The sequence below is a fragment of the Helicobacter felistomachi genome (assembly GCF_030296895.1).
Taxonomy (GTDB): domain Bacteria; phylum Campylobacterota; class Campylobacteria; order Campylobacterales; family Helicobacteraceae; genus Helicobacter; species Helicobacter felistomachi.
In genome coordinates this window covers 468,481-494,756 of record NZ_AP028022.1, presented here as the reverse complement: position 1 = coordinate 494,756, position 26,276 = coordinate 468,481, and the positions used below count along the sequence as shown (strand labels likewise).

Sequence of the window (26,276 nt, the reverse complement as noted above, 5' to 3'; positions counted from 1 at the left end):
AATTGTTGAAATAACCAAAAAGCATAAGGACCGCAATGGCGCATGAACACCATAAACAAAAGACCCACACCCCTGTGAGTGGATACCGCATTGAAGAATTGCGCGCTCAGCCCACAGAACGGCTATTAGAAATCGCTAATGAACTCAAAGTAGAAAACCCCCAAGAGTTTAAACGCCAAGATTTGATGTTTGAAATCCTTAAAAATCAGGTGTCTCAAGGCGGCTACATTCTCTTTACAGGGATTTTAGAAACCGCCGGGGATGGGTATGGGTTTTTGCGTGGTTTGGATGGGAGCTTTTCGGATAACCAAAACGACACTTATGTCAGCCACTCGCAAATCAAACGCTTTGCTCTGCGTAATGGCGACATTGTAACGGGGCAAGTGCGCGCGCCCAAAGATCAAGAAAAATATTACGCCCTGCTAAAGATCGAGGCGGTGAATTACCTGCCCCTAGATGAAATCCGCCACCGCCCACTCTTTGATAATCTCACCCCCCTATTTCCTACAGAACAGCTAAAGTTAGAGTATGAGCCGACTAAAGTGACAGGGCGCATGCTCGACTTGTTTAGCCCGATGGGTAAGGGGCAAAGGGCTTTGATTGTCGCCCCACCGCGCACAGGTAAAACGGAGTTGATGAAAGAGTTGGCGCATGGGATCACCTACAACCACCCCGAAGTGGAGCTCATCATTTTATTAGTCGATGAGCGCCCCGAAGAGGTGACAGACATGCAAAGAAGCGTGAATGGGCAAGTTTTTAGCTCCACCTTCGATTTGCCTTCTACAAACCACATACGCATTGCTGAGCTAGTCCTAGAGAGGGCAAAGAGGCGGGTAGAAATGGGTAAGGATGTGGTGATTTTGCTAGATTCGATCACCCGTTTAGCCAGAGCTTACAATGCGATCACGCCCTCAAGCGGGAAAGTGCTAAGCGGGGGTGTAGATGCCAATGCCCTGCATAAGCCCAAGCGCTTTTTTGGGGCAGCTAGAAACATTGAAGAGGGAGGGAGTTTGACGATCATCGCCACCGCCTTGATCGAAACGGGCTCGCGCATGGATGAGGTGATCTTTGAAGAGTTTAAAGGCACGGGCAATAGTGAAATTGTCTTAGCCCGCAGTATCTCCGATCGGCGCATTTACCCCGCCTTTGATGTCTTAAAATCAGGCACCCGTAAAGACAATATCTTGCTAGGCAAGGACACCTTAACGAAAGTGTGGGTGCTAAGAAATGTGATGCAGCAAATGGACGATGTGGAGGCGTTAAACTTCATTTACTCCAAAATGCAGACCACCAAGGACAACCAAGAGTTTTTAAAACTCATGCAAGAGGGTTCTTGAGAGTTGGGGTTTTTGACAGCGGGGTAGGGGGCTTAAGTGTTTTAGAGAGCCTGCTAAAAGCCCGTTTATTCGAACACATCATCTATTACGGCGACACGGCGAGGGTCCCCTATGGGCCCAAAGACCCCGCCACGATCGCCAAATTCTCTTTAGAAGCTTTAGACTTTTTCAAACCTCATCACATTGACATGTTGGTCGTGGCGTGCAACAGCGTGAGCGCGTGGGCCCTGCCAGCCATGCGTGCCAAAACGCAAATCCCCATTGTGGGCGTGATTGAGGCTGGGGTTTTAGCCATCACCCAAAGCACGCCCAAAGACACGCCCATTTTAGTGCTGGGCACCAAGGCGACCATCAGATCTGGCCGCTATGCAAGGGAGCTTAAAGAGCAGGGCTATGACTTCGTTGATAGCCTAGCCACGGGCTTGTTTGTCCCCTTGATTGAGGAGGGGGTGTTAGAGGGCGCGCTCTTAGAGGCGTGTATGCAGCATTACTTCGCCCCCTTAAAAAGTGCCCCTTCTGTCCTGGTTTTGGGTTGCACCCACTTCCCGTGGATTGCCACTCCCTTGCAAAACTACTTCACAAACCACTTCAACACCCCTGTGCGTTTAGTGCATTCCGGTGAGGCGATTGTGGCGCGCCTAAAAATCGCCTATGGATTATCCACAAAGCCTGACAACAGCACCCTTTTAGAGCTTCACGCCAGCGGAGATAAGGTGCTTTTAGAGCATTTGGCAAAGCCCTTGCATGCGCTGATTTAAATTCTTGGAGTCCTTTAAGCCTCTAATCCACCTTCAAGATCGCTAAAAACGCCTCTTGGGGCAGGTGGACTTTGCCAATGGCTTTCATGCGCTTTTTGCCCTCTTTTTGTTTTTCTAAAAGTTTGCGCTTTCTCGTGATGTCGCCCCCGTAGCACTTGGCGGTTACATTTTTGCCGACTGATTTGACCGTCTCCCTAGCGATGATTTTATTGCCGATGCTGGCTTGAATCGCCACTTCAAAGAGCTGGCGCGGGATCAGGGTTTTCATCGTTTCAACTAGAGCTTTGCCCTTTTCATAGGCTTTAGAGCGATCCACAATGATCGAGAGCGCATCCACCACCTCATTAGCCACGCGGATATCCAGCTTCACCAGTTGTCCCTCCCGATAGCCGATGGGCTCGTAATCAAAACTCGCATAACCCTTCGTGCAAGATTTGAGTTTGTCGTAAAAGTCCATCACAATTTCGTTGCTGGGTAAATCGTAGGTGAGCATCACGCGGTTTTGGTTTAAATACTCCATCTTGTCTTGTATCCCGCGCCTTTGGTTGAGTAAGCCTAACAAATTGCCTAGATACTCACTAGGCGCGATGATGCTCGCTTTGACATAGGGTTCTTTAATGTGGGCTATTGTGTTTTCAGGTGGGAGTTGGCTAGGGTTTTGCACCAACACCACTTGCCCGTCTGTCAAATGCACTTCATACACCACCGTGGGGGCTGTGGCGATCAAATTTAAATTAAACTCCCTTTCTAGGCGTTCTTTGATGACCTCCATGTGCAACAAACCTAAAAAGCCCACCCGAAAGCCAAAGCCTAGTGCCACGCTGCTTTCTGGCTCAAATTGCAAGGACGAGTCGTTGAGCTGGAGTTTTAGCAAGGCTTCGCGCAGTTCCTCAAATTGATCGCTCTCTATGGGATAGAGCCCAGCAAAGACAAAGGGTTTAGCTGGTTTAAAGCCCTCTATGGGCGCGGCTGTGGGGGTTTTGGCATCGGTGATGGTGTCGCCTACGGCAATGTCAGTGAGGTTTTTAGAACCCAAAGACACAATGCCGATTTCACCGCATTCAATCGAGTCGGTGGGGATTTTGTGTAGGGGATTTGGGTAGTACAGCCCTAAGACTTGGTGGGTTTTTTGATCGCCCATCACTAAGACCTCTTGATTGATGCACAGCCGCCCTTCTTTTAAGCGCACAAGAGCCAAAGCTCCTAAGTAGTTGTCAAACCACGAATCGTAGATCAACGCCTTTGTGGGGGCTTGTGGGTTGCCCTTGGGGGGGGGGACTTTAGCGATCAAGGTTTCTAAGAGTTCAGGGATGCCTAAAGCAGACTTAGCGCTCACGCAATTAGCCTGAGAACAATCTAACCCGATGGTGTCTTCAATGTCTTGTTGCACCGCCTCCACCTCAGCGTTAGGCAAGTCAATTTTATTGATGACGGGTAAAATCTCTAAATGGTTGTCTAGGGCAATGTAGACATTGGCGATGGTCTGAGCTTGCACGCCCTGGGTGGCATCCACGACCAACAACGCTCCCTCACAAGCCGCCAAAGACCTAGAAACTTCATAGCTAAAATCCACATGCCCGGGGGTGTCTATGAGATTTAAAATATAATCCTGCCCTTGATGGCGGTAGTTTAGACGCACGGATTGCGCTTTAATGGTGATGCCTCGCTCTTTTTCAATGTCCATGGTGTCGAGCACTTGGCTGGTCATTTCGCGTACGCTTAGTGCCTTACAGGCTTGGATCAAGCAATCAGCGAGCGTGCTTTTGCCATGGTCGATGTGGGCGATGATGGAAAAATTGCGGATATGCTCTTGCATAGACTCCCTTAAAAAGCGTTTTTAAACTTAGGATATGCAATAATACCCTATTGTGCCGAAAACGGAGTTCTCAAAGTGAAGATTTTTATCAGTTGCCGCTCTTTATTGCTCGGGCAAGTCTTAGAAAGCTACCTGCAAGAGTTCTTAGCCACTGAAGAAAATTGCGACTTTATCCTAAGCGACCACCCCGTTAAAAACCCCTACAAGGCAACCTGCCTCATCGGTTCAGACTCGAGCGCACACATTTTAACCCCCTTTACCAAAGCCGAGTTGCTTGAAAAGTTGCAAGAGTTTTACGCCAACAAAGCCCAAAGCGAGAGTTTGGAGCACAAGGTGCAATCTTTGTTGCAAGAATACACCTATAAACTGCTGGACTTGTTGCAGGATTACAAACGCTGATGCGCTTAAAAATCTTGGGCGGAGCGTGCAGGGGGCTATCCTTACAAATGCCAAGCAAAGCCACCACCCGTCCCACTAAGACGATCATCAAAGAGTCCTTTTTTAATGTCTTGCAAAACTCTGTTTTGCAAAGCACTTTTATCGAAGCCTTTGGGGGCAGTGGATCGATGGGCTTAGAAGCCTTAAGCCATGGGGCGCACGAAGCTCTAATTTTTGAAAAAGATCAAGAAGCCTTTTTGGTGTTGCAAGCAAACGCTAAGGCATTGCAAGAGCGCTTGCCAACCGCCTGCCTAAGTGCCATCCACGCAGATGTGTTTAGTACTCTAGCGGGGCATTTAAAGAGCCTAGAGCCAAAGGGTCTAGTGGTGTTGTATTTGGATCCGCCTTTCATACAGGGCATTTATGAAAGATGTTGGGCGTTGGTGGGAAGTTTAAAGGATTTGGAGCGGTTTTTGCAACATGGCTTTTTGTTGGTGTTCGAGCACTTGAGCGGGGCGTGTATGCCAAATGTGGCAAGCTTTAGTATAATCAAAGCGAGGACGTTTGGCAGGACGACTTTAAGCTACTATCTTTACACAAAGGAATAAACATGGCAGATGAGGTCAAAGAGCCTAAGAAAAATAAAGCTCTTTTGTTTGTGATCGTGGGTACGATTGTGGTGATGATCGTTTTAATCGGGGTGATCGCCATTTTGTTATTGAATAAGAACAACGAAAAAGGCGGGGCAAGGGGCGTTGTGAACGGCAAAATACGCCAAATGAGAGAAAACTCTAGATTAAACGAAAGTGGGGGGCAGTCGGATATCATGGTGCGCTCTTCGGACTACCTGACTTTGGGTCCACTTTTCTCCATAGAATCCCCCTTTATCGTGAATTTAATCACACAAAACGGACGGCGTTATTTAAAAACAAGCATCACTTTGGAACTTAGCGATCCTAAATTACTCCAAGAAGTTAAAGTCAAAGAAACGGCGATTAAAGACACCATCATCGAAATCTTGTCTTCTAAATCCATTGAAGAAATCAGCACCCTAAAGGGTAAAAATAAGCTCAAAGAGGAGATCCGCAACAACATCAACAGCTTTTTGATCGATGGCGTTGTGAAAAATATCTTTTTCACCGGCTTTGTGATTCAATGATTGGGCTTGACATTGTCGCTATTGAACGCGTAGCGTGCAGTGTCCGCCGCTATCAAGACCGCTTTTTAAACCGCTTTTTATCCCCGCAAGAGCAAGAACTTTTTCTTAAACCCGCCAGCATTGCTGGGGCGTGGGCGGCTAAAGAGGCTTGCTCTAAGGCGTTGGGGGTGGGTATAGGCTCTAGGCTTAGTTTTTTAGACATTAAGCTTTCTAAAAGCCCTTTGGGCGCGCCTTTAATCACTCTAGTCCCCTCAAAACTCGCCGCCTTTCACGTGAAAAGTTTGCATGCAAGCATCGCCCACGATGGCGGGTTTGCCGCCGCAGTGGTGTTTGTAGAGTTTCACGCTTAACCCCCTTCTTTTCCCCCATGTGCCAAAAGCCCACGATCTAAATATATTTTAGTCGTAGTAGTAGGGCATGTGAATTTGTGCCAAAAGCCTTTCTAACCCCGCTGTGAGCGGGCTTGCTGGCTCGGGAAAAAAATCACTTTCATGCACATGGCGGCACAAAAAAATAAATTTAAAGGGCTAAAACACCCCTAAAACCCCCCTTTTTCACACCATTTAGGCACATGGACACACCGCTTTAAGCACATGTGCACAAGACATGTGCTTAATTTCATCACATGCATGTGCCTAAAGCTTTTAAAAACCCCCACAAATCCCGCACACAAGGGCGTTTGCACATGTGCCTAACATGTGCCTAACATGTGCCTAAATGGTGACGGACATGTGCATTAAAAGTGCACAAAAGGGGGATTAAGCACATGGAGGCTTGCGTTGGTGCTTGGGGTTACCCACTCAATTTAAACTTGAAAACAAGAGGCCTTAAACGCCTTTTGGGGGCAAAAATTGAGGATTTGAGGGACTAAAATTTCTCTGAGGGCTTTCAAGGAATGCAGCTTTTTACCCCCCTTAACCCTGAAAAATCTCAGGGCGTGATGGTAGAACCCCACGCAAATTTTTCTTTGAGGATTTTAAAGTAATTGCGATCTAGCGGCTGGAGTAAGGTGGCGTGGCGTTTGGCGGCGTAGATGTTTAAGGCCTGTTTGGGCTTTAGGGTGTGGCGCACCTGCCCGTCTGCCACCACAATGCAAGCCTGGGTAGACAGCACCCTTAAACGCGCCCCAGCCCCTAAAATCAAGGGTCTTTCGCTTAAAGAGTGTGGGGCGATGGGGGTGATGAGGATGTTTTGGCACAAGGGATCGAGCACGCTCCCGCCCACACTGATGTTATAAGCCGTGGAGCCCAAAGGTGTGGCAAAGATGAGCCCGTCTACCTTGTAGGTATTGGCCAACACCCCGTCAATGAAGAGTTGCAATTCCAACATGCCATAGTAATCTTTCTTACTCACCACCAAGTCATTGGCGGCCAAAATGCGCTCTCTACCCATCTTACCCTCCAACATCAAATGCCTTTGGGCTTTGTAATCCCCCCTTTTTAAGGCTTTTAAAAACTCCAGCGCACCCTCTAAGTTCGTGGCGGTCAAAAAGCCTAAATGCCCCACATGCACGCCAAAGCAGGGCAAGTTCAAGGGGTGGCGCAGGGCGGCTAAAAGCGTGCCATCTCCGCCTAGGCACAGCAGAGCCTCGCTAGGGTTGTAGGCGGTGGGCGGCTCAAGGCTGTAGGGCATCTTCGCTTCGTTAAGGCAGTGTTCTAAAAGATTTAAGAGTTTGGGCTCTAGAGCAGGTTTTAGCAAAACATAAACATGGTTTATGGGTGTAGGGTGCATTGGATAACCACCGAAACCTTAAAAATGAAGAAGATCCCCAAGGAAACCCTAGGGGCTAAAAAGGAGGAGGTCTTGTGTCCTAACACGAAAGAACCTAAAAAGCGGTTAAAAAAGGTGCTCTGCAAAAACGAGAAAGCCCCAAGAAGCCTAAGCCTCTTGGGACCAAAAAGGAGGGGGACTTCGATATTAACCCACGAACGCTTAAAATTAACTTAGAAGGCATAGCGCATCCCCACATTGCCCGTGATGTTGATGTCTTGATAATCCAGCCCAAAGCGTGCCCCGATGCTGGCATTGATGTAAAAGGATCTAAATAAGCGAATCTCGCCCCCGGTGGTGAGCCCCGCAAAGGTGTTATACATCCCCCCATTGCGGTAACTCAGCATGTCGTCCCCGATGAAGCGCACAACCTTATCGCCCATGGAGTGCACGAACAAATCCCGCCCGATGCTCGCCAAGACAAAGTAGTAAGAATTTTTGTTGAAGTAATGGCGGCTCTCTAGGGCTAAATTCAAAGTCAGCACGGATTTATTGGCTGGATCGGCGTTGGCTCTAAATTGGTTGTAAAAGGGGTTGTTCATCGTGCCCTGCAAGCCAGATAGGCCAATGTAGTAGTAGGCCAAGCCGATTTGGGGTTTTAAAATCACCCTTTTGTTTCTAAAGAAAAAGTCGTAGCCGTAGTTGGCGCGTAGGTTGGTCGTCCATGTGCTGTAGCCGTAGCGTTGGTTGACAATGGAGAGAATGGGGTCTGTGGCGTTGATGTAGGCGTTGTTGTAGCCCCAAGTTTCGTTCGCACTGCCCGTGATCTCGTGCCGCCCTTTTAAGAACGCCCGGCTGTAAACCCCCACATTGACATTGTTGGACACAGAGTTGGTGATGTTGCCGTAAAAGCCGCTGTAACCATAGGCCGCATACCCGCCCACAATCACGCCCTTGATGAAGCGATCGTAACCCATGTTCACCCCATAGAGCGTGCCCGTGCCTCCAGCCACAAAGCTCGCCCCCCCCACGCCGGTGATCCATAGGTTATTTTTAAGCTTATTGCGCTGCGAGTAGGCCGTGATGATGTCCATGTCATTAGGCACGGCACTGGCAAACTTTTTGCCCTTCAGGCTCACTAAAAAGTCGTGGAAGTCGGGGAGTGTGTCGTTGCTTGCAAAGCTGGAGAGCTTGGCTAAGCGACTCATTTGCTGGGTGAAGGTGTTGATTTGCAAGAGCCTAGAGGTGGTGGCTTTGAGCGTGGGGCTTGCCACTAAGTCTATGCTGTTGGCGATGTCCTTAGCGATTTTGACCAATTGTGCTTGGGAGTTGTCCTCTAAGTAGTAGGCGGCAAATAGGGGCGTGTTCTTGGTATCGATGAGCAGTTGGTTCAGCCAACCCATCACCCCAGGACCTCCAGCATCGTAAACGGCACGCACACTGCCCTCACCCTGGATGTGGGCAATGTATTTTTCAATGTTGGGCATGCCGACATTTAAATTTTTATTAACCCCTAGTTTGATGTTGTCAAAGGCGATGGAGGCTTGGATGGTTTGGCCCTGGGCGTTTTGATAGCTCACCAACAAGCCCCGATCGGCGATCTTCACCGCCTGCCCATCGTAAACCAACCCATCGCCCTGTTTGTTAAGCTGCATGCTCTTGCCATTGATGTTTAGATAAGTGTAAAGGGTGAGATAATCCTTCCAGCTGTTGGGGTTAAAGTCTTGTTGGTATAAGCCATAGCGCATCCATTTTTGGCTGTCTAGCAGGGTGTAGGTGTTGGCCGCATCGCCTTGGAAGGTGATCATCGTGTTGCTGCTGGCATCTAGTGTGGCGACACCCTGCACTTGCACTAAGGGCGTGTTGGGGTTTGCGTTGGCACTATTGGCGCCATTAGCCCCATTTGTCCCGTTGCTTTGATTGCTGGCACTGCTGCCACTTATGCCATTATCTGCGCTTTGCGTGCCGCTATCTGCGCTTTGGTTTTGCGTGTTGCTGGTGTTGGCGATGGCACTAAAGCCCGCGTCTTGGATGGCTGCGTTGGTGCTTGCGCTTGGTGTGCCGCTGGCACTGCCTGGGCTTTGGCTATTTATGCTGCTGTTGGTGTTTTGTGCGCTTTGGCTATTGGCGTTATCCGTGCTTTGTGTGCCGGTGTCGGTGCTTTGGCTGTTGGCACTGCTGTTATTTGCGCTTTGATTTTGGACTTGATTTTGGCTATTGGTGCTGCCACTGGTGCCGCTGTTGGTGCCATTGTCTGCGCTTTGTGTGCCGTTAGCCTCCCCGCTGCTGGTGTCGGTGCTTTGGCCACTGGTGCTGTTAGTGCCACTGCTATTGCTATTGGGGTTAAGATTAAAGACATAGTCACCCTGGCTGTTTAACACCCCGCCGATGTTGATGCCCTGGGCTTGGGTGGTTAAGGTCGCGCCCGAATAAAGGGTCAAATCACCCCCGACATTGATCGCGTTGGTGCTTTGGTTATCAAGGGCTTTAACGATGCTTAAGTTATTCGTTTTTAAGGTGCTTGCCCCTTGCAAGTTCATGGTGCCGATGACATTAGCCCCCGTGATTCCCGTAAGGTCGATGAGCCCGCCTGTGTCGTTGATCGTGCCTAAGAAGTTGAAGTTTTGCGCGCTCACGGCCAGCGACTCGTATTGGTTGAGCGCGATCGTGCCCCCGGCGATGCTAAGATTTTCAAATTGGGCATTTAAGTTCAGCCCGTTTGTGGCGTTGAGGCTGGTAAGATCGATGTTGGATTGGTGGTTGGAGAAGAAATTGAGTGTGCCCTGATAATTGCTAAAGTTGATGTTGTTTTTGCCACTGAAGATGATTTGGTTGCCCGCAATGAAGCTTAAAGTCCCGCCCGTTTCGTTGCTGTAATTGCTGTTGTTGCTCAGCACATTTTCGTGGGCGGCGAAGTTGAAATACCCCTTCTCCCACAGCGCGCTAAGCCCCTTGGGTGCTAAGAGAGCCCCCACACCCGCTTTTTGCAGGGCTTTTTGGATATTAGAAGGCAGCACACTGCCTAGCCCATTGGCCCACAGCGCGCTAAGGCCCTTGTTGTCAATGATGCTGTCTAAGATATTGCTGACGGCTTTTTGGTTGGCTAGGTTTTTAAGGGTGTCCATCGTGTTCGCGCCTAGGACTTGATCCAAGACCTTGATCCCCACATCTTCAGCCATGTTTTGCAGGGCTTTGGGGGGGTTGAGCGCGTCCGCGATCGCCATGTTCATGATGTCGGTTAGGATTTGTGGGCCTAGCCATGACACGGTTTTGTTGATGAGCCCGCTGTTTTGCACAATTTGGCTAAAGATTTGCCCGAAGGTTGTGTCGTTTAGGAATTTTTGCATGGCCGTGGTGGCTTGCGGGGAGTTGGCCTGAGCTAGGGCCTGATTCAAGGTCATGCCCGTCATGGGTGCGATTTGATCGATTAAAGTTAAAAGCGTGTCTTTGGAGTAGAAGGTGTTGATGAGATGTTGCGCCCCCTGCACGCCCCCAGCAACGCCAAGCCCGGCTTTGGCTGCGGCTTTGGCTGCGGGTGATAGGGTGTCTAGCCCCTTGTCGATTTCGTTAGAGAGCATGCCATAGATCTTATCCTGCTCGCTCTGACTCAAACTGCTGATGAGCCCCCCGCTGCCAAGCAGCGAGCCCACGGTTTTGGAGCTCAAAATGTCTTTTAAGATGTTTGCCATGCCAGGGATCGTAAAGACCGCTCCCAAATCTTGAGCACTAAAGATTTGCCCCAAAGTTTCGTTAGCAATCGAGCCGGGCAAGGACAGCCCTTTAGGCACAAGACCATCTGCGCCTAGGCTTTTTTGGTAAATCAAATTGCCTAAAACTTCGCCAAGTCCGGGCTGGCCTAGGATTTTATCCAAGCCCTGCACGCCAAGCAGGGGGAAGATTTGATCCGTGCCCTGCGCTTCAATGTTGGCTTGGTTAAGCACTAGGTTCGTGGCGCTGTTAAAGCTCACCTCAGCAGAGCCCCCAATCTGCCACGCATTGCCACTGCCCACAGTCCCTGTGATGTAAATGTTTTTGGCATTAAATTGCGCCTCAATGTAGCCCAAATCCACCGCCGTTGAGCCAAATAACTGCCCTAAATAGGTGTTTCTAAGCTCTTGACAGCTAGGCCCGCTCGTGCAAGTGCCAGCATACCCATTGCCCCCAAACCACACCTTGCTGGTGCTGTTGACCTGCCCTAACTCTGTGCCCCCCACGACCAAATTGCCGTTTTGAAAAGTTTGGTTGATCTTGCTGTCAAAGCCGGCAATCACACTAAGCAACTCTTGCTTTTGCGCGGGGGTTAAATTGACTTGCACGCTGCCTAAGGCCTGCATCACCTTGGCCGGATCGCTCAAGTCGTTGAGCACCCCAGAGGCCAAGAGTTTTTCTAAGGTGGGCCATAGGGTGGAGGCGATGTTAAGCAGAGGCCCAAAATCCGCTTGGCTGATCCCCGCGTTGTAGATGTTGAGCGGGTCTAGGGGTTGGTTGTAGCCATTGAAAGTGCCCGGGATCTCTGGCTGGATTGGGTTGATTTTGGAGGTGGCGGGGGGGATAAACACCCCTTTAAAATTGCTGTCTAAAAAGAAAGTCCCCACGCGATCATCGCTGTAATCGTAATCGGTACCCACGATATTCTGCTTGGATTGTTTGTAGTAGAACAACTCGGGCGCGATGTTGAAAAGGTTGGTGGCGACAGGGTTGGGGTTGCTTGAGATCGTCACACTCAAATCCCCGTTTTCAATGCGCTCTGTGATGAGTTCGGCTCCATTTAAGGGGTTGGCAAAGCTCCAGCTGTTGTTTGCGGCGTTGTAGGTGGCGTTTTGGATTTGCATGCCATAAAAGTCAATTTTTTGGTAACCATCCGCCCCGCTGATGCCTTGAATGCTCTTAGCGTCCACGATGTTGTAGACTTTGGGCGCAGCCCCCAGAGCCGTAGACAAGTCCACATTAGAGAGGTCTAATAAGCCTGTTTTACTTAAATCAAACGTGCCCCCCACTTTGACCAGTGGAACGCTAGAGGGGCTGCTCACCCCCTTGAAGTTTAAAACCCCGCTCACGCCAAAGTTTTGGCCCACACTGAGCGGGTCTGTCCCATACAGGCTTAAATTGGTCGTCCCGCTGCTGCTAGCCCCCCCGCTGATGTCAAAGCTAGATGTGCCTTGCAGGGCGAAATTGGCGCTGTTCAAGGTGGCACTGCCCCCCACCTTTAAAGCGCTGTTGTTGAGGTTGACATTGCCCCCATTGAAGGTCGCATCGCCTGTTATGCTCGTGCTCGCCCCGCCATTTAAGATCATGTGTGTGCCCGCATTGAAAGTGGCCGCACCCAAAGTGGCACTTGCCCCTGCCCCGTTGACATTTAAGCTGGAAGTGTCGTTAAAGGTAACCGCGCCGCTGAAATTAGCCTGAGAGCCTTGATCGACATTGACATTCGCATTGTCAGCGAAAGTGGCGGTTTGTAAATTTGCTATCCCGTGGTTGATGAGGCTTAGCACCGCTCCATTGCTAAAGCTGGCATTGCCACTGACGCTTAGGGTGCTGTTGTCGGCATCTAGGGCACTATTGCCGGCAAAAGTGCCCCCATTGCTAAAGCTGGCAGTCGCCCCATTGTTGAGCAACACCGTACTGTTGTTGAAATTGGCATTTGTGCCAAATTTGGCATGGCTTTGTTCATTGAGGCTAAAGGTGCTGCCTGTGGCACTGAGAGTCCCCCCGCCCCCTTGATTGCTGTTTTCAATGTTTAAATTGCTACCCCGCCCCAAATAAAAATTGGTGTTGGTGAGGGCCACATTGGGCGAGTCTAGCGTTACCGCCGTTGCACTGCCCTGCACTTCACTGCCCGTGAAGCTCAAATTGCCATGTTGGGCACTGAAGCTAAAAAGTCCCCAGCTCGCATCGCTGAAGTTGGAGTTGAGGATGGACATGTTTTTGTCGGCAATGAAGTAGGCACTGGAGTGCTGGCTACTATTTGTTTGTATGCCCGGGAAGGCTGTGGCGATTTGGTCGTAGTTGAGCCCATCGGCGGTGAGGTTGTTGCGGGCGGTGTAGGTCATGCTCGCCCCCCCGCCTAGAGCAAAATGCCCCACTTTAATGGTGTTGGTGAGGTAAACATTGTAGGCGTCAAACGTGTCGGTGATGTAGCCCACATCGGCGATTCCAAACCAAATCGTGCCCCCCGTGGCCGCTGCGTTGGTGTTGTTGCCAATGATTAAAGTCCCCTCGCCTTCAACATTGTAATGTCCCCCATTGCCAAAAGACGTGTAAGTGCTTAGTTGGTCGCCATTGGGGTTGTTATAGGGGGAAGCCCCGATTTTTAAATTTGGGTCAATGTAGGCGACATAGTTCTGGGCGTTGTTCGTGTTGTAGTTGTAGGTCTTAAAGCCTGTTTTGATGCCATCGTCCCAGTATGTGCAATAGGGTGGTCCCTTTATAGGGATGGCGTTATAGGCACAACCCGGGGTCATAGTGTAGACATCTGGCCAAATATCTTGGATTTGGCTTAACAAGGTGAGTTGGATTTCATTATTGTTAAAGGTTTCTTTAACCTTAATGGGCGTAGCAAGGCTGCCAAACTCCACCGTCCACGAGTTATTGCCATCGCTCTGCGCGCTGATCGCATTCATCCCCTGGTATTGTACCAAGCCCCACAGCTCCTTGGCGTAGCTGTCATCGTTCCAGTTGATGTGGCTGCCCTGAAGCAGGGTATAGGCTTTGTTATAGGTCAGAGGGCTGCCAATATCAAAACGCGCATTAGAACCCAAAGTAACATTGCCGCCCAACGACTGAAACGGGCTGTTGGGGTTGTTGCTTAAATCCGTGGTGGCAATCGTGTTTGTGCCTAAAAAGGTCGTGTTTTGTGTGCCCGTGAAGCTATAAGTGCTGCCGATCCCCTCAAAGGTGTCGTTGTTAAAAGTGAGGTGAGAGACCTTAAAATGCGAAGTGGTGTCGCTTGTGGGGTCTAGAGTAAAGCTGGTGTCGTTGAAAGTCGCGGTGTTGGCGGTTACATTGAGAGATTGAGCGTTGATCGCGCTGGCAGGAGTCCCAGCCGTGCTAGGTGCGCCGTTTGCACTTGTCCCCATTGTGAGGGTGCTAGCCTGCATATTAATGGTGCTCATGCCATTGTTTAAGTTCGTGTTGGCGAGGCTTAAAGAATTGCTGGCATTGATGTTGATTTGGCTGCTATCCCCCGAAAAGGTGGAGTTGGTGAAGGTGTCGTTTTGGCCGTGGAAGTTAAAGACCCCCCCCGAATTATCTACAAAATTGCTATTAGTAGCGGTGATGTCCGCGCTTGCTTGAAAGTTGGCATTGGAGTGTTGGGTCCCGGCCTTGAGGTTTTGGTAATTGAGTCCGTCTAAGGTGATGTTATTTGTAGCGGTGAAGCTCACATTCGCCCCACCCCCCGTTTTCGCCGCATTGCCCGTTTGGAAGGTGTTTGTCATAAAAATATTAGCGGCGTTCAAGGTGTCTGTGATGTAGCCCACATCGATTTTATAAATCCCGCTAATCCCCCCCAAACGCACAATGCCCCCTGTGGCCGCTTGCTTGGTGTCGTTGCCAATCACTAAAGTGTTGTCGCTGCCTTGCACCTGCAAGTGCATGCCATTGCCTGCGCCTGTGTAGGTGCTTAAAGTGTTGCCATTGCTCCAGCCCTCTGCCTCTTTCTGTGTCGGGTCAATGTAGGCGATTCCATTAGTCCCTACATTTGTACTATAAGTTTTATAACCCCCATGGACGATGTCATCCCAATGAGGCCAACCGACACACCCCCCCCCAGCTGCTGGAGAACACCCGGGGGTCATGGTGTAGACATCCCACCAAACATCTTTTTCTTGGTTAAGCAGCGATAAGGTTAAAGACTTCGCTCCGAAAGTTTCCTCAATGGTCTGCCCGTCTAAGGACACATAATAAATGCCATTTTGCCCTTGTGTAACGCCTTGGGGCAGGCCTTGTGTCGCTAGGGTTGCGCTCTGTCCGCCAAATTGCACCATTTGCCATAGATTTTTGGCATAAGTGGCATCGCTTTGATAGTTGATGTCTTGGCCGCTTAAGAGGGTGTAAGTGCCCCCCTGCAGGGCGCTTATGATCTCTTGAGTGTTGCTTAAATCTAACAGGGCTTTAGAGCCAAAGCTGACATTGCCCGCATAGGTGCTAAAGGGCGAAGTGGCGACATTGCCCCCATTGAGGTAATTATTCGTAGCAATGGTGGTCGTGCCGCTAAGGGTCAAGCCCTGTGCGTTGAAGTGGTATTGCGAATAGCCTTCAAATTTATCGTTGTTTAGGGTGATGCTTTGCCCGCTTAAACTCATGCTTTGCGGGCTGTTGGCGTTGTTGAGCGGATCGTTAAAGAGCGTGTTAGAGACGCTTAAAGCCTGCGTGGCGCTTAGGCTGATGTTGGTGTTGTTGCCGACAAATTGGCTTGTGTAAGAGCTGTCGCTGGTGGGGTTTGCGCTGTTGGCACCGATGGTGAGGTTTTGCCCGCTTTTTAAACTGATGTTGCCCCCCGCCTGTTCTTTAAAGCTGGTGTTGTTGGCACTGATGTTGCCAGTCGTGGAGGCGATGGAAATGTCTGTGTTGTTGCCGCTAAAGCTCACCGCCCCGCTGACGGAGGAAACGCCGGTGTATTTTGTGCCTTGAGTGCTGCTGCCTAAGTTGATGCTGCTGCCATTGATGAGGATATGCCCCGCCGCTTGTTCGCTAAAGGTGGTGTTGGCAAAACTCATTTGCCCGGGGGTGATGTTGTTGGTGTTGGGGTTACCCGTTTCTGAATCTGTGCTGACAACACTAGGGTTTGTCTCATGGAACGCATTAAAACCGATGGTCGTGCCATTGCCGTTAAATTGGGCGTTGTTAACGCTGACCGTGGGGGTGCTGAAGTAGAGCGACCCGCCATCTGCGCTAAACTTGGAGTTTTGGATATTTAGGCTGCCTAGGGTTTTAAATTTATCCCACGAGTATTTATAGATTCCCGCCGAAACTTCCCCTCTATAGGTGGTGAATTGTAAGCCATCCATCGTGAAGGTTTTGTTCGCCATAATCCCAATGTCGCCCGTGCCATGTAGGTTGAATGCCCCTACACTTTGAGGTCCAATGGTGAAATTGTTGGTCATGAAAACATTGTCGGCGGTGAGGCTGGTGCTGGAGTGCTCAGTGCTGCCTTCATTTTGATCGAGCCAAACAATAGAGCGGGGGTCGTTTAGCCCCACAGCCTTAATTTGGTCATTGCCAATGACTAAAGTCGCATTGGCTGCCTGCACATCTGTACTAGAGCCTGTATTTGCCCCTGTGGCGTTAGCGGTTAGGGAGTTTAGGGGCAGACCGGGGAAGTTATAGCCCTTATCGCCATGGTTGTGAGAGGGGTCAATGTAGGCAATGCCATTTGGTTGCACAGCGGTCGGCACTTGCACGCCCCCAGGCCACATGCCATAAACATCTTGCCAAATGTCGTAACTGGGTGCATTTTGTGCGGGAGGCTGGGGCGGCGTAGTGCCGGGTGAACTTTGCGCAGTGTGCGTGCCGCCCTGTCCTTGTGTCCCTGAGCCTTGCCCGCCTGAATTGCTCCCCTGCCCTGAGTTGCCCGCCATGTTGTGCTGGTCTTGCCCTGGCGCGCCGCCTGCTGAGCCCCCTGGTGCGCCGCTGTCTGTGTGGGTCTTATTGCCTGAATCGCCGCTGCTTTGCGTGGTGTGGGTGTTGCCACCCGAATTGCCAGAACCCGCGCTAGAAGTGCCCGAACTTGCGGTGTGGCTGCCCTGTGTCGTGCTGCCTGTATTGCCGGTAGCTTGCCCTGTGCCACTGCTGGCTGTGGGGTTAGCTGGTTGCCCCGAAGTGGTCGTGCCTGTGCCTTGATTGCCCGCCGTGTTGTGCTGGTCTTGCCCTGACGTGCCGCTGTCTGCGTGGGTGTTGTCCCCGGAATTGTCCGTGCCTGAGCTAGAACCTGTGCCAGAGCTTGCGGTGTGTGCACCTTGCGTGCCCCCTGCTTGCCCTTCGCCGCTGTCTGCCGTATGTGTGCCCGGCGTGCCGCTGTCTGCTTTGTGGTCTGTGTCCCCTGTGCCTGCTGTGTGGGTGGTGTTGCCTTGTGGATTGCCCCCGCCCGTGCCGGCGATGTTGGGGCCACTTTGTCCCGAGCTAGGCGTGTTTGCGCTGGGGGTTTGGGGCTTATCTTGGGGTTTGGGTTTGGGGGGAGGGGGGGGACATATAGCGAAAAGGTGAGCGCATTTGCGCCAAAACTTTCCTTGATCGTTTCGCCGCCTAATGAAACATACCAAGTGTCGCCGCCTTGAGTGGCACCTCCCTTAAGGTTTTTAGCTAAAGTGGTGGCGGTGTTGCCAAATTGCACCATTTGGTACAAACTATGGGCGTATTGGGCATCGTAATCGATCTTGCTACCGCTTAAAAGGGTGTAGGTTTTGCCCCCTTTTAAAGCGTTTAAAATCTCGTTCTCATTGAGGCTTAAAAGCGACCCTTTGCTAAAATCCACATCTCCTAAATTCTTGGCAAAGGTGGTGTCGCCACTGATTCCAATACTGGTTATGCCGCTAAAGGTTGTCTGGGTGTTGCCGCTGAAATTATAGGCAGAATGGGTGTTAAAGGTCGCCCCGTCAAAAGTGGCGTTGGCGATTTTAAACACATTGTCCGTGCTGCCTGTGGTGTTAAAAGCCGTGTCCTCAAAATTGGCCGTGTTGGCGGTGATGTTGATGTTTTGGGCTTTTGTGAAATGGCTGTTGTTTTCAAAAGTGGCTTTGTTGTGGGCGGTGATGTTGACATCGGCAGTGGTGTTAAAATTTGTGCCGTTGAAGGTGTCAGTGTCGCCGGCGTTGATGTTGATGTTGCCTGCGGTGTTAAAGTTGGTGCTGTTGAAATTGCCATCGCCACTAGAGGCAATGTTGACATTTTGGTCTTGGCTAAAATTGCCATTGGTGAAAGTGGCGCTGTTGGCACTGATATTGACATCTTGGCTGTTGTTAAAATCCGTGTCGGTGGCGTTTAAGCTGTCAGCGGCTCCACTGCCCCCCGCCCCTAGGATTTTCACAGAGTTGCCATTGCCGGCAAAAGTGGCGGTGTTTAAAACGACACTTTGGCCCTGTAGTTGGATCGTCCCGTTTGTGTCGTTAAAGCCCGCTTGCCCCGCCTGGCCTGTGATATTTAGGGCTTTAGCGGCGTTTAAGGATATGGCGGTACCACTGCCCTCAAAGGTGGTGGTTTGATCGAGGCTGAGATTTTGCCCGCTGCTTAAGCTGATAGACCCCCCATTTTGGGCGCTAAAAGTGGTGTTGGCGGCATTGAGGGCCCCTGTGGCGGCGATGGAGAGGGCGGTGTTGTTGGTGGTGAAGCTGACTGCCCCACTCACCGCACCGCTCACGCTTTTATCATAAAGCGTGCCCTGTGTGCTCGTGCCTAGGGTGATGTTTTGGGCGTTTAACTTAACAGAGCCCCCGCTGTCCTTAAAGTCCGTGTTCGCGGCATTGATTTGTGTAGGGGTGTTGGAGCTTTGGCTGGAGGCATTGAGCGTGATTGTGGCATCGCTTTGGCCCGTGAGGTTGGCGTGGTTGAGCTGGATGTTTTGAGAGTTTAAAGAGAGAGCCCCGCCATTGGCGTTTAAGTTGGAGTTTTGGATGTTTAGGCTTTGCGTCCCTGTGAAGGTGTTTTGGTTGGTTTGCTGCGAACCTGTGGCGTTAAAATCTAGGCCATCCATGGTCATCGTGTTTTGGGCACTGATGTTTAAATCGCCCGAACCGCCTTTGCTAGAGCCGATGTTTAAATCATTGGTGAGTAGGACATTGGGGGCACTTAGGGTGGTGCTGGAGCTGTTGCCGGTCTTTTCGCTGGGGTCTAAATTGACACTGGCGCGCTGCTTAGCGTTTAAGCCGATGGCCTGCAGTTGGTCGTTGCCGATGACTAAGGTCGCGTTGTTGCCAATGATGGTGGTGTCAGTCGCCCCGCCGCTCACTTGAGAATTGGCACTTAAAGAATTGTCGCCTGGGTTATAGCCCGGGTCGTTGTGGTTGTGGGCGGGGTCAATGAAGGCCACACCATTGATCCCCACATTGTAACTTTGGGGAACATTAGGTTCGTTTTGCATGGGGTAAACCGACTTCCACACATCGGCGGCTTGCGACACATATTGCAAGGCCATGCTGTTGTTGCCAAAGGTTTCTAAAAAGCGCGCTGTGCCAAAGCTCACCATGTAGGCCTTGTCGGCTGCGGGGATATTGTAGGTTTGGTTGTTGAAGATGAACGCACCTGTCACTTGCTGTGCACTGCTCGCACTCTGCCCTTGGTAGTGGATGAGTTGCCACAAACGCCCGGCGTAGGTGTTTAAATAGTCTTGATTGCTAGCTTGGATGGCGTTTTGTGTGTCTAAGATCGTGTACGCTTTGGCGGGGTTGTTGAGCGTGTTTTGGATGTTAAACACCGCATTAGAGCCTAAAATGACCTGCCCGCTTAAAGCGGTGGCAAAGGGGCTTAGGGCTTGGTTGCCCTGTGCGGTGTCTAGGGTCGTGGTGCCTTCAAAAGTGGTTACTTGCCCCCCCTTGTTGTCAGCCTGAAAACTAAAAGTGTTGTCCCCGCTAAAGGTGGTGTTGTTGAAGGTCAAATTGTTGGTTGAAAAGGCGGCATTTGCCCCACTCACGGGGTCTATGTTTAGCGTGGTGTTGGTGAAAGTGGCGGTTTGGGCGTTTACCAAGAGGTGTTCGGCGTTGATGCCGCTAAAGCCACTGGCCCCAAAGGGGGGGTTATTGTTAAAATCTGGGGCACAGCTGCCATGTTTGCCATCGCAATCCATGTTGAGCGTGCCGGCATTGAGGCTAATGGTAGACATCCCATTGTTGATTTGGGTGTCTGTGAGGGTGAGGGTTTGTGTGCCGGTTAAACTGATTTGGCTTTGATCCCCGCTAAATTGACTGTTGTTAAAGGTGGTGTTTTGGGCGTTAAACTTCATGTTTCCACCGATGATGGCGCTAATGCTTCTTGTGTTGTCTATAAAAGTGGAGTTGCTGACATTGATGTTATTTGTGGCATTAAAGGTGGCAGAGGATTGCTCATCGCCAGCGATGCGCTCCCAATAGCGCAAGTCGTCCATAGTGAGGTTGTTAGAGGCACTAAAAGTGATGGTCGTCCCATGCCCGCCGTATTGAGCGGTGAAAATATTATGGGCATTTGCGGCAAGATTGTTGCCCGTTTGGAAGGTGTTGGTCATATAAATATTGTAGGCGTTAAACGCTCCCGTGATCGTGCCCACCGTGTGTGTATTCCCGCCGATAGAAATCGCCGCTTTGCTGGTCTGCCAATTTATGGGGTTTGCGGTGTCATTGCCTAAAACTAAGGTGTTGTCATTGCCTTTAATATTGACCCCAAAAGACGCGGGCAACCCATTGGGTGTTGTGTCTAGGATTTTGTAGCCATTGGTGGGGTTGGCCGCATTGGGGTTGATGTAGGCGACACCACCCGGGCCTACAGAAAAATCATGGGAGCCATTGAGGGGCAAAACCCCCGTGCCCCAAACATTGGTGGGTTGGAGCGAAAAAATCGAGATGGACTTAGGGCCAAAGGCTTCGCCAAAGATGTATTGTTTGCCCCCCTCATTGAAAGCGACATGGTAAATCGTTTCCCCATTGCTTTGGATTTCACTGGCCCCATCGCCACTATAAAGAGAGGCACTTTGATTGTTATAGCGGATGAGATTCCACAGAGCTTTGCCATAGCTTGAGGTGTTGATATTTCCTGTGGTGTTGAGGATACTATAAGAAGACCCCCCGGTTTGGCTGATATTACTTAAATTCTGTGTGATGTTAAAAATCGCGTTAGGGCTTAGAGTGATGGTGCTGGCGAGCTTGGTTAGAGGCGAATTATGGGTCAAAGTGATGGTGTTTTGGATGTTGAGGGTGCCGGTGTTGGTAACGCTGGTGTTGGCATCGTTGAAAGACACGTTATTGAGGGTGAGATTGCCAACATTAATGTTGATCGCACTGCCCCCATTTAAGGAAGTGTTGCTAAAGTTGCCATTTTGCCCCTTGAGTGCTAGAGTGTAACCATTTGAATTAAGCGTGGCGTTGTTGGCACCGATGCTTTGGCTGGCACTGATGCTTAAATTTGTATCCCTTTCAAGGTTTAGAGTTTGGGCTAAATTGATGTTGCGGGCGTTGATGGTGTCGTTAAAGGTCGCCGTGTCGTAATAATTTGTAAAGGTGTTGCTCCCTTGAGTCCCTACATTTAAAGTGGCGTTGTTAAGCCCAATGTTTAAACTACCCCCTTTCCATGTGAGTTGTGAGAGCAGATAAGTTCCGCTATTGTTGCTTGTGAGGCTTGCACCATCATTACACCAATAGCTGCCGCAATAATAGCCGCCACTGCCATAGTAAAACTCGCCGTTGTGGTGATTCCACATATAACCCACGATGTGTGTTTGGTTGCCTAAATCATAGGCTGCTAGAGCGTTGTAAGAAGTTATCGCCCCCACTACAAACGCCCCTTTAGAGAGAGCTTTAGACATGGGCGAGCTAGGGCGGGGCACAATTTTAGGGGCTTCTTTAAACGCAAAAACGCCGGCGCGCTCAGCTTGATTGGCCTTAATGCGCCTAGCGATGGCATGGCTAATTTTGAGAGAAAGTTTGCTAGGTTTTTTCATGCGCACCATTCTATCTAAAATTGGCTTGGCAAGAATTAACAGAATTTGGACGGATTTGCAAGGTTTGGCGCGGGGTTTAGCCAAAACGGGTTTAGTCCCCTCAAGAGATACCCCCTTTTTAGCTTGAGTGGGTGCACTGCCACGACTACCACAAGGGCTGTGGGTGTCTTTGTATGGGCTTCTTCCTGACAAGAAGGGCACCCACCACCTCCTCTAAACCCTAAGCTTGCGCCATGTCCCAAATGTTTTACAAATTTTACCGCCAAACCCCCATAAAAACCCAAAATTTGGAATAAACTTTGCTTTGGACTAGGCAATTCATCTAAAGGATCACCATGCTCCGCTCTTTATGGTCTGGCGTTAACGGGATGCAAGCACACCAAATCGCCCTAGATATTGAAAGCAACAACATCGCCAATGTCAACACCACCGGCTTTAAATACTCCCGTGCATCCTTTGTAGACATGCTCTCTCAGGTTAAGCTCATCGCCACCGCCCCTTACAAAAACGGCCTAGCGGGGCAAAATGACTTTTCTGTAGGCTTGGGCGTGGGCGTGGACGCGACCACTAAAATCTTCTCACAGGGCAATTTACAAAACACCGATGTGAAAACCGACCTAGCCATTGAGGGCGATGGATTCTTTGTCATCAGCCCCGATCGGGGGGTGACTCGTAACTTCACCCGCAGCGGGGAGTTTCTTTTTGACGCACAGGGCAGCCTAGTCACCACCGGGGGGTATGTGGTGCAGGGTTGGGTGCGCGATCCTAAAGACATGGGCTCTAAGGGGAGCGAAACCGACCTTTTGAAAATCGACAACACCAAACCTTTACAAAATATCCGCATCGACCCAGGGATGGTGATGCCCGCACGCTCCAGCACCAAAATTTCTATGCGGGCGAATTTAAACGCCGGCCGCCACGCCGATCAGATGGGCAACATTTTCATGCTCGACTCTTCTAGCCGCACCCCCTCTGATGGTGTGAAACCCCAGTACGACTCTTCCACGAATTTAACCCAAGTCGCCGAAGACATGGGCTCTTTGTTTAACGAAGATGGGGATGCCTTCTTGCTCAATGAAGATCAAGGCATTTGGGTGAGTTATAAAAACGCCACGATGAAAAGAGACATTCTAGCCACCAACCAAAACAGCACGATCGAGCTCAATGGGACCAAAATCTCTTTCACCAACGACTCGGCTGTGTCTAAAATCAGCACCCTCTCCGCCGCCCAAAACGCGATCAACGCTGTAAAAAATAAAACCGGCGTGGAAGCTTATATTGACAACGGACAATTACGCCTAGAGAATAAAAACAATCTAGAAGGCGACAAACATGTAAAAAACATCGTCATCACGGGAGCGGGCACGGGCGCGTTTGCGAAATTCGTCAAGGGCGATCAAGACATCACTGCCTTTAGATACCGCTACACCAAGGGCATCGATGCCGATTCGGCCACCGGGCAGTTTAAAACCACAGAAGATCTGCGGGCGTTGATGCAACACGATGCCAACATCGTTAAAGACCCCAGCCTCAAAGCCAACTACAAAGACTCTACTGCGTCTGTGTCTGTGAAAATCAACAAAAACGGCATGTTTGAGATCACCAATAAGGACGATGGCAAACCCCAAAAAGACAATTTAAGCATTTTTGTCACGAACTACACCTCCGCCAAAGTTACGAAAAATGTCCTCTTTGGCAAGACTATGGGGGCGCTCAACACCGCTTCACTCATTGAAGGCGGGGTGTCTACCTCCACTTCCAAACTCACCCACGCCACGCACGCCAGTAGTGTGGATGTCGTGGATAGTCTAGGCACCAAGCACACCATGCGCTTAGAATTTTATAAAACAGGTGGGGCGGAGTGGAGATTTAGAGTGGTTGTGCCTGAACCCGGGGAGATTGTCGGCAGCTCGCCCGAGCGCCCCAATGTGTTTGAAAATGGAGTCTTGCACTTCAATAAAGACGGCTCTCTAGCGGGCATGAACCCCCCCTTGTTGCAATTCAACCCCCACAATGGCTCGGATTCGCCCCAACGAATCACGCTCAACTTCGGCTCAACTGGGGCCTTTGATGGAATCACCAGTGTGGATAAAATCTCCGAGACCTATGCCATTGAGCAAAATGGTTATGTGGCGGGGGATTTAATGGATGTGCGCTTTGACAACAATGGGACCTTGCTTGGGGCCTTTAGCAATGGCAAGAGTTTAGCCCTAGCGCAAGTGGCGTTGGCAAACTTTGCCAACGATGCGGGCTTGCAAGCCGATGGGGGCAGCGTGTTCTCAGAAACCAGCAACTCAGGTAAGGCCTTGATCGGAGCGGCCAACACGGGGCGCAGGGGCGGGGTGTCTGGCTCTAAGCTGGAGTCGAGCAATGTGGATTTGAGCCGCAGTTTGACAAATTTAATCGTGGTGCAACGGGGCTTTCAAGCCAACTCTAAGGCCGTTACAACCTCAGATCAGATCCTAAACACCTTGTTAAATCTCAAGCAGTAGTTAGGGCATGCACGAGTATTCCGTCGTTTCTTCTTTAATGGATTTGTGCGAAACGCATGCTAAAAAGCACAACGCCACTAAGATTGAAAAAGTCGTGGTGAGTATTGGCGAACGCTGTGGCATGGATAAACAACTCTTCATGAGCGCGTTTGAAACCTTTAAAGAAGAGCTAGACATTTGCAAGGAAGCTGTTTTAGACATTGTCGATGAAAAAGTCGAGTTGGAGTGTTTAGACTGCAAGAAAACCTGCACGCCACCCAATTTAGAGTATGGGGTGTGTACGCATTGCGGTTCGCAAAGTGTGCGTCTAATCAAGGGCACACAAATGCAACTGCTGTCTTTGGAGATGGTGTGATTGATGCGATCTTTCAGGAATTCATCAAAAAAGCCCCGGACATGAAAGAGAGTTGGGAGGTGGTGCAACTTTTTGAGGAGGAGCGGCAGAAATTTCAAGAGGAGTTGCAAGCCTATGAGGAGGAGATCGAGAACGCGCGGGCGGTGCTGAGGGACTTGCGGGCCCAGATGGTGCAGACCAAAGAACGGGTCAAAGAGTTGCAGACCCTCCAAAAGAGCAAGGAAGAGGAAATCCAAGAGATCCGCCAAGAGTTGCTCTCGCATAAAATCAAGCGGGATTTATGGCAGCTAGAAAAAGACAAGCCCGAGCTGCAAGACACCGATGAGCCCCTGCCCCAGGCAGTGGAGGTCGTGGAGATTTATTTAAAAGACCACTCCATCGCAAGGGCGCGCCCAGCTAAACGCTACTTTAGCGACCAACTCTACCGGCAATACAGAGTCCTTTTAAGAGAAAACCATGTCCTTAAAGATCGCGTGTTTGGGCTAGATTTAGAAAACAGCACGCTTAAAATCGAATTGAGAGACCGCCAAACCCAAGACAAATTGCGGGCCCAAGACAAACCCGAAAAGCCCGATAAAGCCGAATGAAAATCTTAGTCAGCGCGCTAGAAGTGAGCTCCAACATCCACTTAAAAGCCCTGCGTCCCCATTTGCCCGAGGTGGAGTGGCTAGGTGTTTATGAACCCCTAAATGCAAAGGACAAGCCCATTTTATCGCCCCAAAATTTTTCTGTGATGGGTTTTAAAGAAGTCTTTGGCCGGCTCTTTTTTTTCTATAAAGCCCTTAAAAATATGGCACACTTGGCCGGACAAGCCGACCTCGTGCTGCTCATGGACTCGTCCTCTTTTAACATCCCCCTAGCCAAACGCATTAAAAAAGCCCATCCAACTAAGCCCATTTTATACTACATCTTGCCCCAAGTGTGGGCATGGAAGGCGTATAGAGCCCCGATCATTGAAAAACATTGCGACAAACTCGCCGCTATTTTGCCCTTTGAAACCAGCTATTACAAAAACAAGGCGCGCTTTGTGGGACATCCACTCTTAGATGAGATCAAGTGCCGAAAAACTGAGGTGGGGGGTGAGAGTGTGGTGTTCATGCCCGGTAGCCGTAAACAAGAGATCGAGCGCATTTTGCCTATTTTCGTGCAAGTGGCGCAAAAAATCGGGGGCAAAAAGGTCTTGGTTGTGCCCGCGAGCTTTCAAGGGCAGGATTTAAACGCCTTGTATGGCACAGATTTAAAGCTGTTTGAAGTGTCCTTTGATGCACATAAAAGCTTGTATGAAGCCTCATTTGCTTTCATTTGCAGCGGGACAGCCACCCTAGAGGCCGCGCTCATTGGCGTGCCCTTTGTGTTGGCTTACAAAGCCCGCCCCTTAGATTTTTTCATCGCTAAAAACTTAGTGCATTTAACCTGCATTGGGCTTGCCAACATTTTTTATAATGCCCTACACAATGAGAACCCGGGGCGGGGACAAACCATGTTGCACCCTGAGATCATCCAAGACGACCTCAACGCCCCCAAGCTCTTAGAGCTTTACAACACATTAGATCGGGAGAGATTCTTACAAGAGTCGCAAAAGGTCCGGACATATTTGCAACACGGGAGCGCGCAGGTTGTGGCCGCGTGGATTAGGCATGGTCTTAAGGATTAA

General features: G+C 50.3%; 13 protein-coding genes and 1 pseudogene. 10 read left to right on the top strand and 4 right to left on the bottom strand.

The genetic code is table 11. The features are described 5' to 3' along the window. Window positions 1–35 precede the first annotated feature (35 nt). Both rho and murI read left to right on the top strand, forming a co-directional pair. Entirely contained in the window at window positions 36–1,337 is a 1,302-nt protein-coding gene (gene rho / locus QUE23_RS02505) for a transcription termination factor Rho (RefSeq protein WP_286349090.1), read from the top strand. After that, on the top strand, window positions 1,334–2,095 hold the full coding sequence (gene murI, locus QUE23_RS02500; protein ID WP_286349089.1) for a glutamate racemase: 762 nt from the start codon (window positions 1,334–1,336) through the stop codon (window positions 2,093–2,095). The genes rho and murI overlap by 4 nt, the downstream gene beginning before the upstream one ends. A 22-nt stretch (window positions 2,096–2,117) precedes the next feature. On the opposite strand, the gene lepA is transcribed toward murI, so the two are convergent. After that, on the bottom strand, window positions 2,118–3,911 hold the full coding sequence (lepA, locus tag QUE23_RS02495; RefSeq protein WP_286349088.1) for a translation elongation factor 4: 1,794 nt from the start codon (window positions 3,909–3,911) through the stop codon (window positions 2,118–2,120). 75 nt (window positions 3,912–3,986) lie between these two features. Here lepA and QUE23_RS02490 point away from each other — a divergent pair, with 75 nt between their 5' ends. The 4 genes from QUE23_RS02490 to acpS are packed head-to-tail and all read left to right on the top strand — an operon-like array spanning window position 3,987 to window position 5,798. Then, window positions 3,987–4,310 carry a hypothetical protein gene (locus tag QUE23_RS02490; RefSeq protein ID WP_199766257.1) on the top strand — a complete coding sequence of 108 codons (324 nt, stop codon included), beginning with the start codon at window positions 3,987–3,989 and terminating at the stop codon, window positions 4,308–4,310. Next, entirely contained in the window at window positions 4,310–4,897 is a 588-nt protein-coding gene (rsmD, locus tag QUE23_RS02485; RefSeq protein ID WP_286349087.1) for a 16S rRNA (guanine(966)-N(2))-methyltransferase RsmD, read from the top strand. Before QUE23_RS02490 ends, rsmD begins: the two co-directional genes overlap by 1 nt. A gap of 2 nt (window positions 4,898–4,899) precedes the next feature. Further along, complete coding sequence (gene fliL, locus QUE23_RS02480) at window positions 4,900–5,448, top strand: flagellar basal body-associated protein FliL (protein WP_286349086.1); 549 nt, start codon at window positions 4,900–4,902, stop codon at window positions 5,446–5,448. Beyond that, entirely contained in the window at window positions 5,445–5,798 is a 354-nt protein-coding gene (gene acpS / locus QUE23_RS02475; RefSeq protein ID WP_286349085.1) for a holo-ACP synthase, read from the top strand. Before fliL ends, acpS begins: the two co-directional genes overlap by 4 nt. 580 nt (window positions 5,799–6,378) lie before the next feature. Here acpS and QUE23_RS02470 read toward each other — a convergent pair. The 3 genes and pseudogenes from QUE23_RS02470 to QUE23_RS02460 all read right to left on the bottom strand — a co-directional run. After that, window positions 6,379–7,179 carry an NAD(+)/NADH kinase gene (locus tag QUE23_RS02470; RefSeq protein ID WP_286349084.1) on the bottom strand — a complete coding sequence of 267 codons (801 nt, stop codon included), beginning with the start codon at window positions 7,177–7,179 and terminating at the stop codon, window positions 6,379–6,381. Between the two features lie 212 nt (window positions 7,180–7,391). Continuing rightward, window positions 7,392–17,417, bottom strand: coding sequence for a vacuolating cytotoxin domain-containing protein (locus tag QUE23_RS02465; RefSeq protein WP_286349083.1), 10,026 nt, complete (start codon window positions 17,415–17,417; stop codon window positions 7,392–7,394). Window positions 17,418–20,245: 2,828 nt separating this feature from the next. Next, window positions 20,246–20,347 (bottom strand): annotated as a pseudogene (locus tag QUE23_RS02460) (hypothetical protein); the annotation flags it as partial. A gap of 1,763 nt (window positions 20,348–22,110) precedes the next feature. Between QUE23_RS02460 and flgE the strand changes: the two are divergent. From flgE to lpxB, 4 genes are read left to right on the top strand one after another with little or no spacing between them, the layout of a single operon-like run. Further along, window positions 22,111–24,267: a flagellar hook protein FlgE gene (flgE, locus tag QUE23_RS02455; protein ID WP_286349082.1), complete on the top strand. Its 2,157-nt coding sequence runs from the start codon at window positions 22,111–22,113 to the stop codon at window positions 24,265–24,267. Window positions 24,268–24,274: 7 nt separating this feature from the next. Beyond that, window positions 24,275–24,622: a hydrogenase/urease nickel incorporation protein HypA gene (hypA, locus tag QUE23_RS02450; RefSeq protein WP_286349081.1), complete on the top strand. Its 348-nt coding sequence runs from the start codon at window positions 24,275–24,277 to the stop codon at window positions 24,620–24,622. Next, a complete protein-coding gene (gene mua, locus QUE23_RS02445) occupies window positions 24,619–25,209 on the top strand; it encodes a nickel-binding protein Mua (RefSeq protein WP_286349080.1) in 591 nt (196 codons plus the stop codon). The genes hypA and mua overlap by 4 nt, the downstream gene beginning before the upstream one ends. Continuing rightward, a complete protein-coding gene (gene lpxB, locus QUE23_RS02440) occupies window positions 25,206–26,276 on the top strand; it encodes a lipid-A-disaccharide synthase (protein ID WP_286349079.1) in 1,071 nt (356 codons plus the stop codon). The genes mua and lpxB overlap by 4 nt, the downstream gene beginning before the upstream one ends.

Excerpts from the sequence above, each read along its gene's own strand:
- rho (WP_286349090.1), top strand. The coding sequence starts at position 36 with ATGGCGCATGAACACCATAAACAAAAGACCCACACCCCTGTGAGTGGA.
- lepA (WP_286349088.1), bottom strand. The coding sequence starts at position 3,911 with ATGCAAGAGCATATCCGCAATTTTTCCATCATCGCCCACATCGACCAT.
- rsmD (WP_286349087.1), top strand. The coding sequence starts at position 4,310 with ATGCGCTTAAAAATCTTGGGCGGAGCGTGCAGGGGGCTATCCTTACAA.
- fliL (WP_286349086.1), top strand. The coding sequence starts at position 4,900 with ATGGCAGATGAGGTCAAAGAGCCTAAGAAAAATAAAGCTCTTTTGTTT.
- acpS (WP_286349085.1), top strand. The coding sequence starts at position 5,445 with ATGATTGGGCTTGACATTGTCGCTATTGAACGCGTAGCGTGCAGTGTC.
- QUE23_RS02470 (WP_286349084.1), bottom strand. The coding sequence starts at position 7,179 with ATGCACCCTACACCCATAAACCATGTTTATGTTTTGCTAAAACCTGCT.
- flgE (WP_286349082.1), top strand. The coding sequence starts at position 22,111 with ATGCTCCGCTCTTTATGGTCTGGCGTTAACGGGATGCAAGCACACCAA.
- hypA (WP_286349081.1), top strand. The coding sequence starts at position 24,275 with ATGCACGAGTATTCCGTCGTTTCTTCTTTAATGGATTTGTGCGAAACG.
- lpxB (WP_286349079.1), top strand. The coding sequence starts at position 25,206 with ATGAAAATCTTAGTCAGCGCGCTAGAAGTGAGCTCCAACATCCACTTA.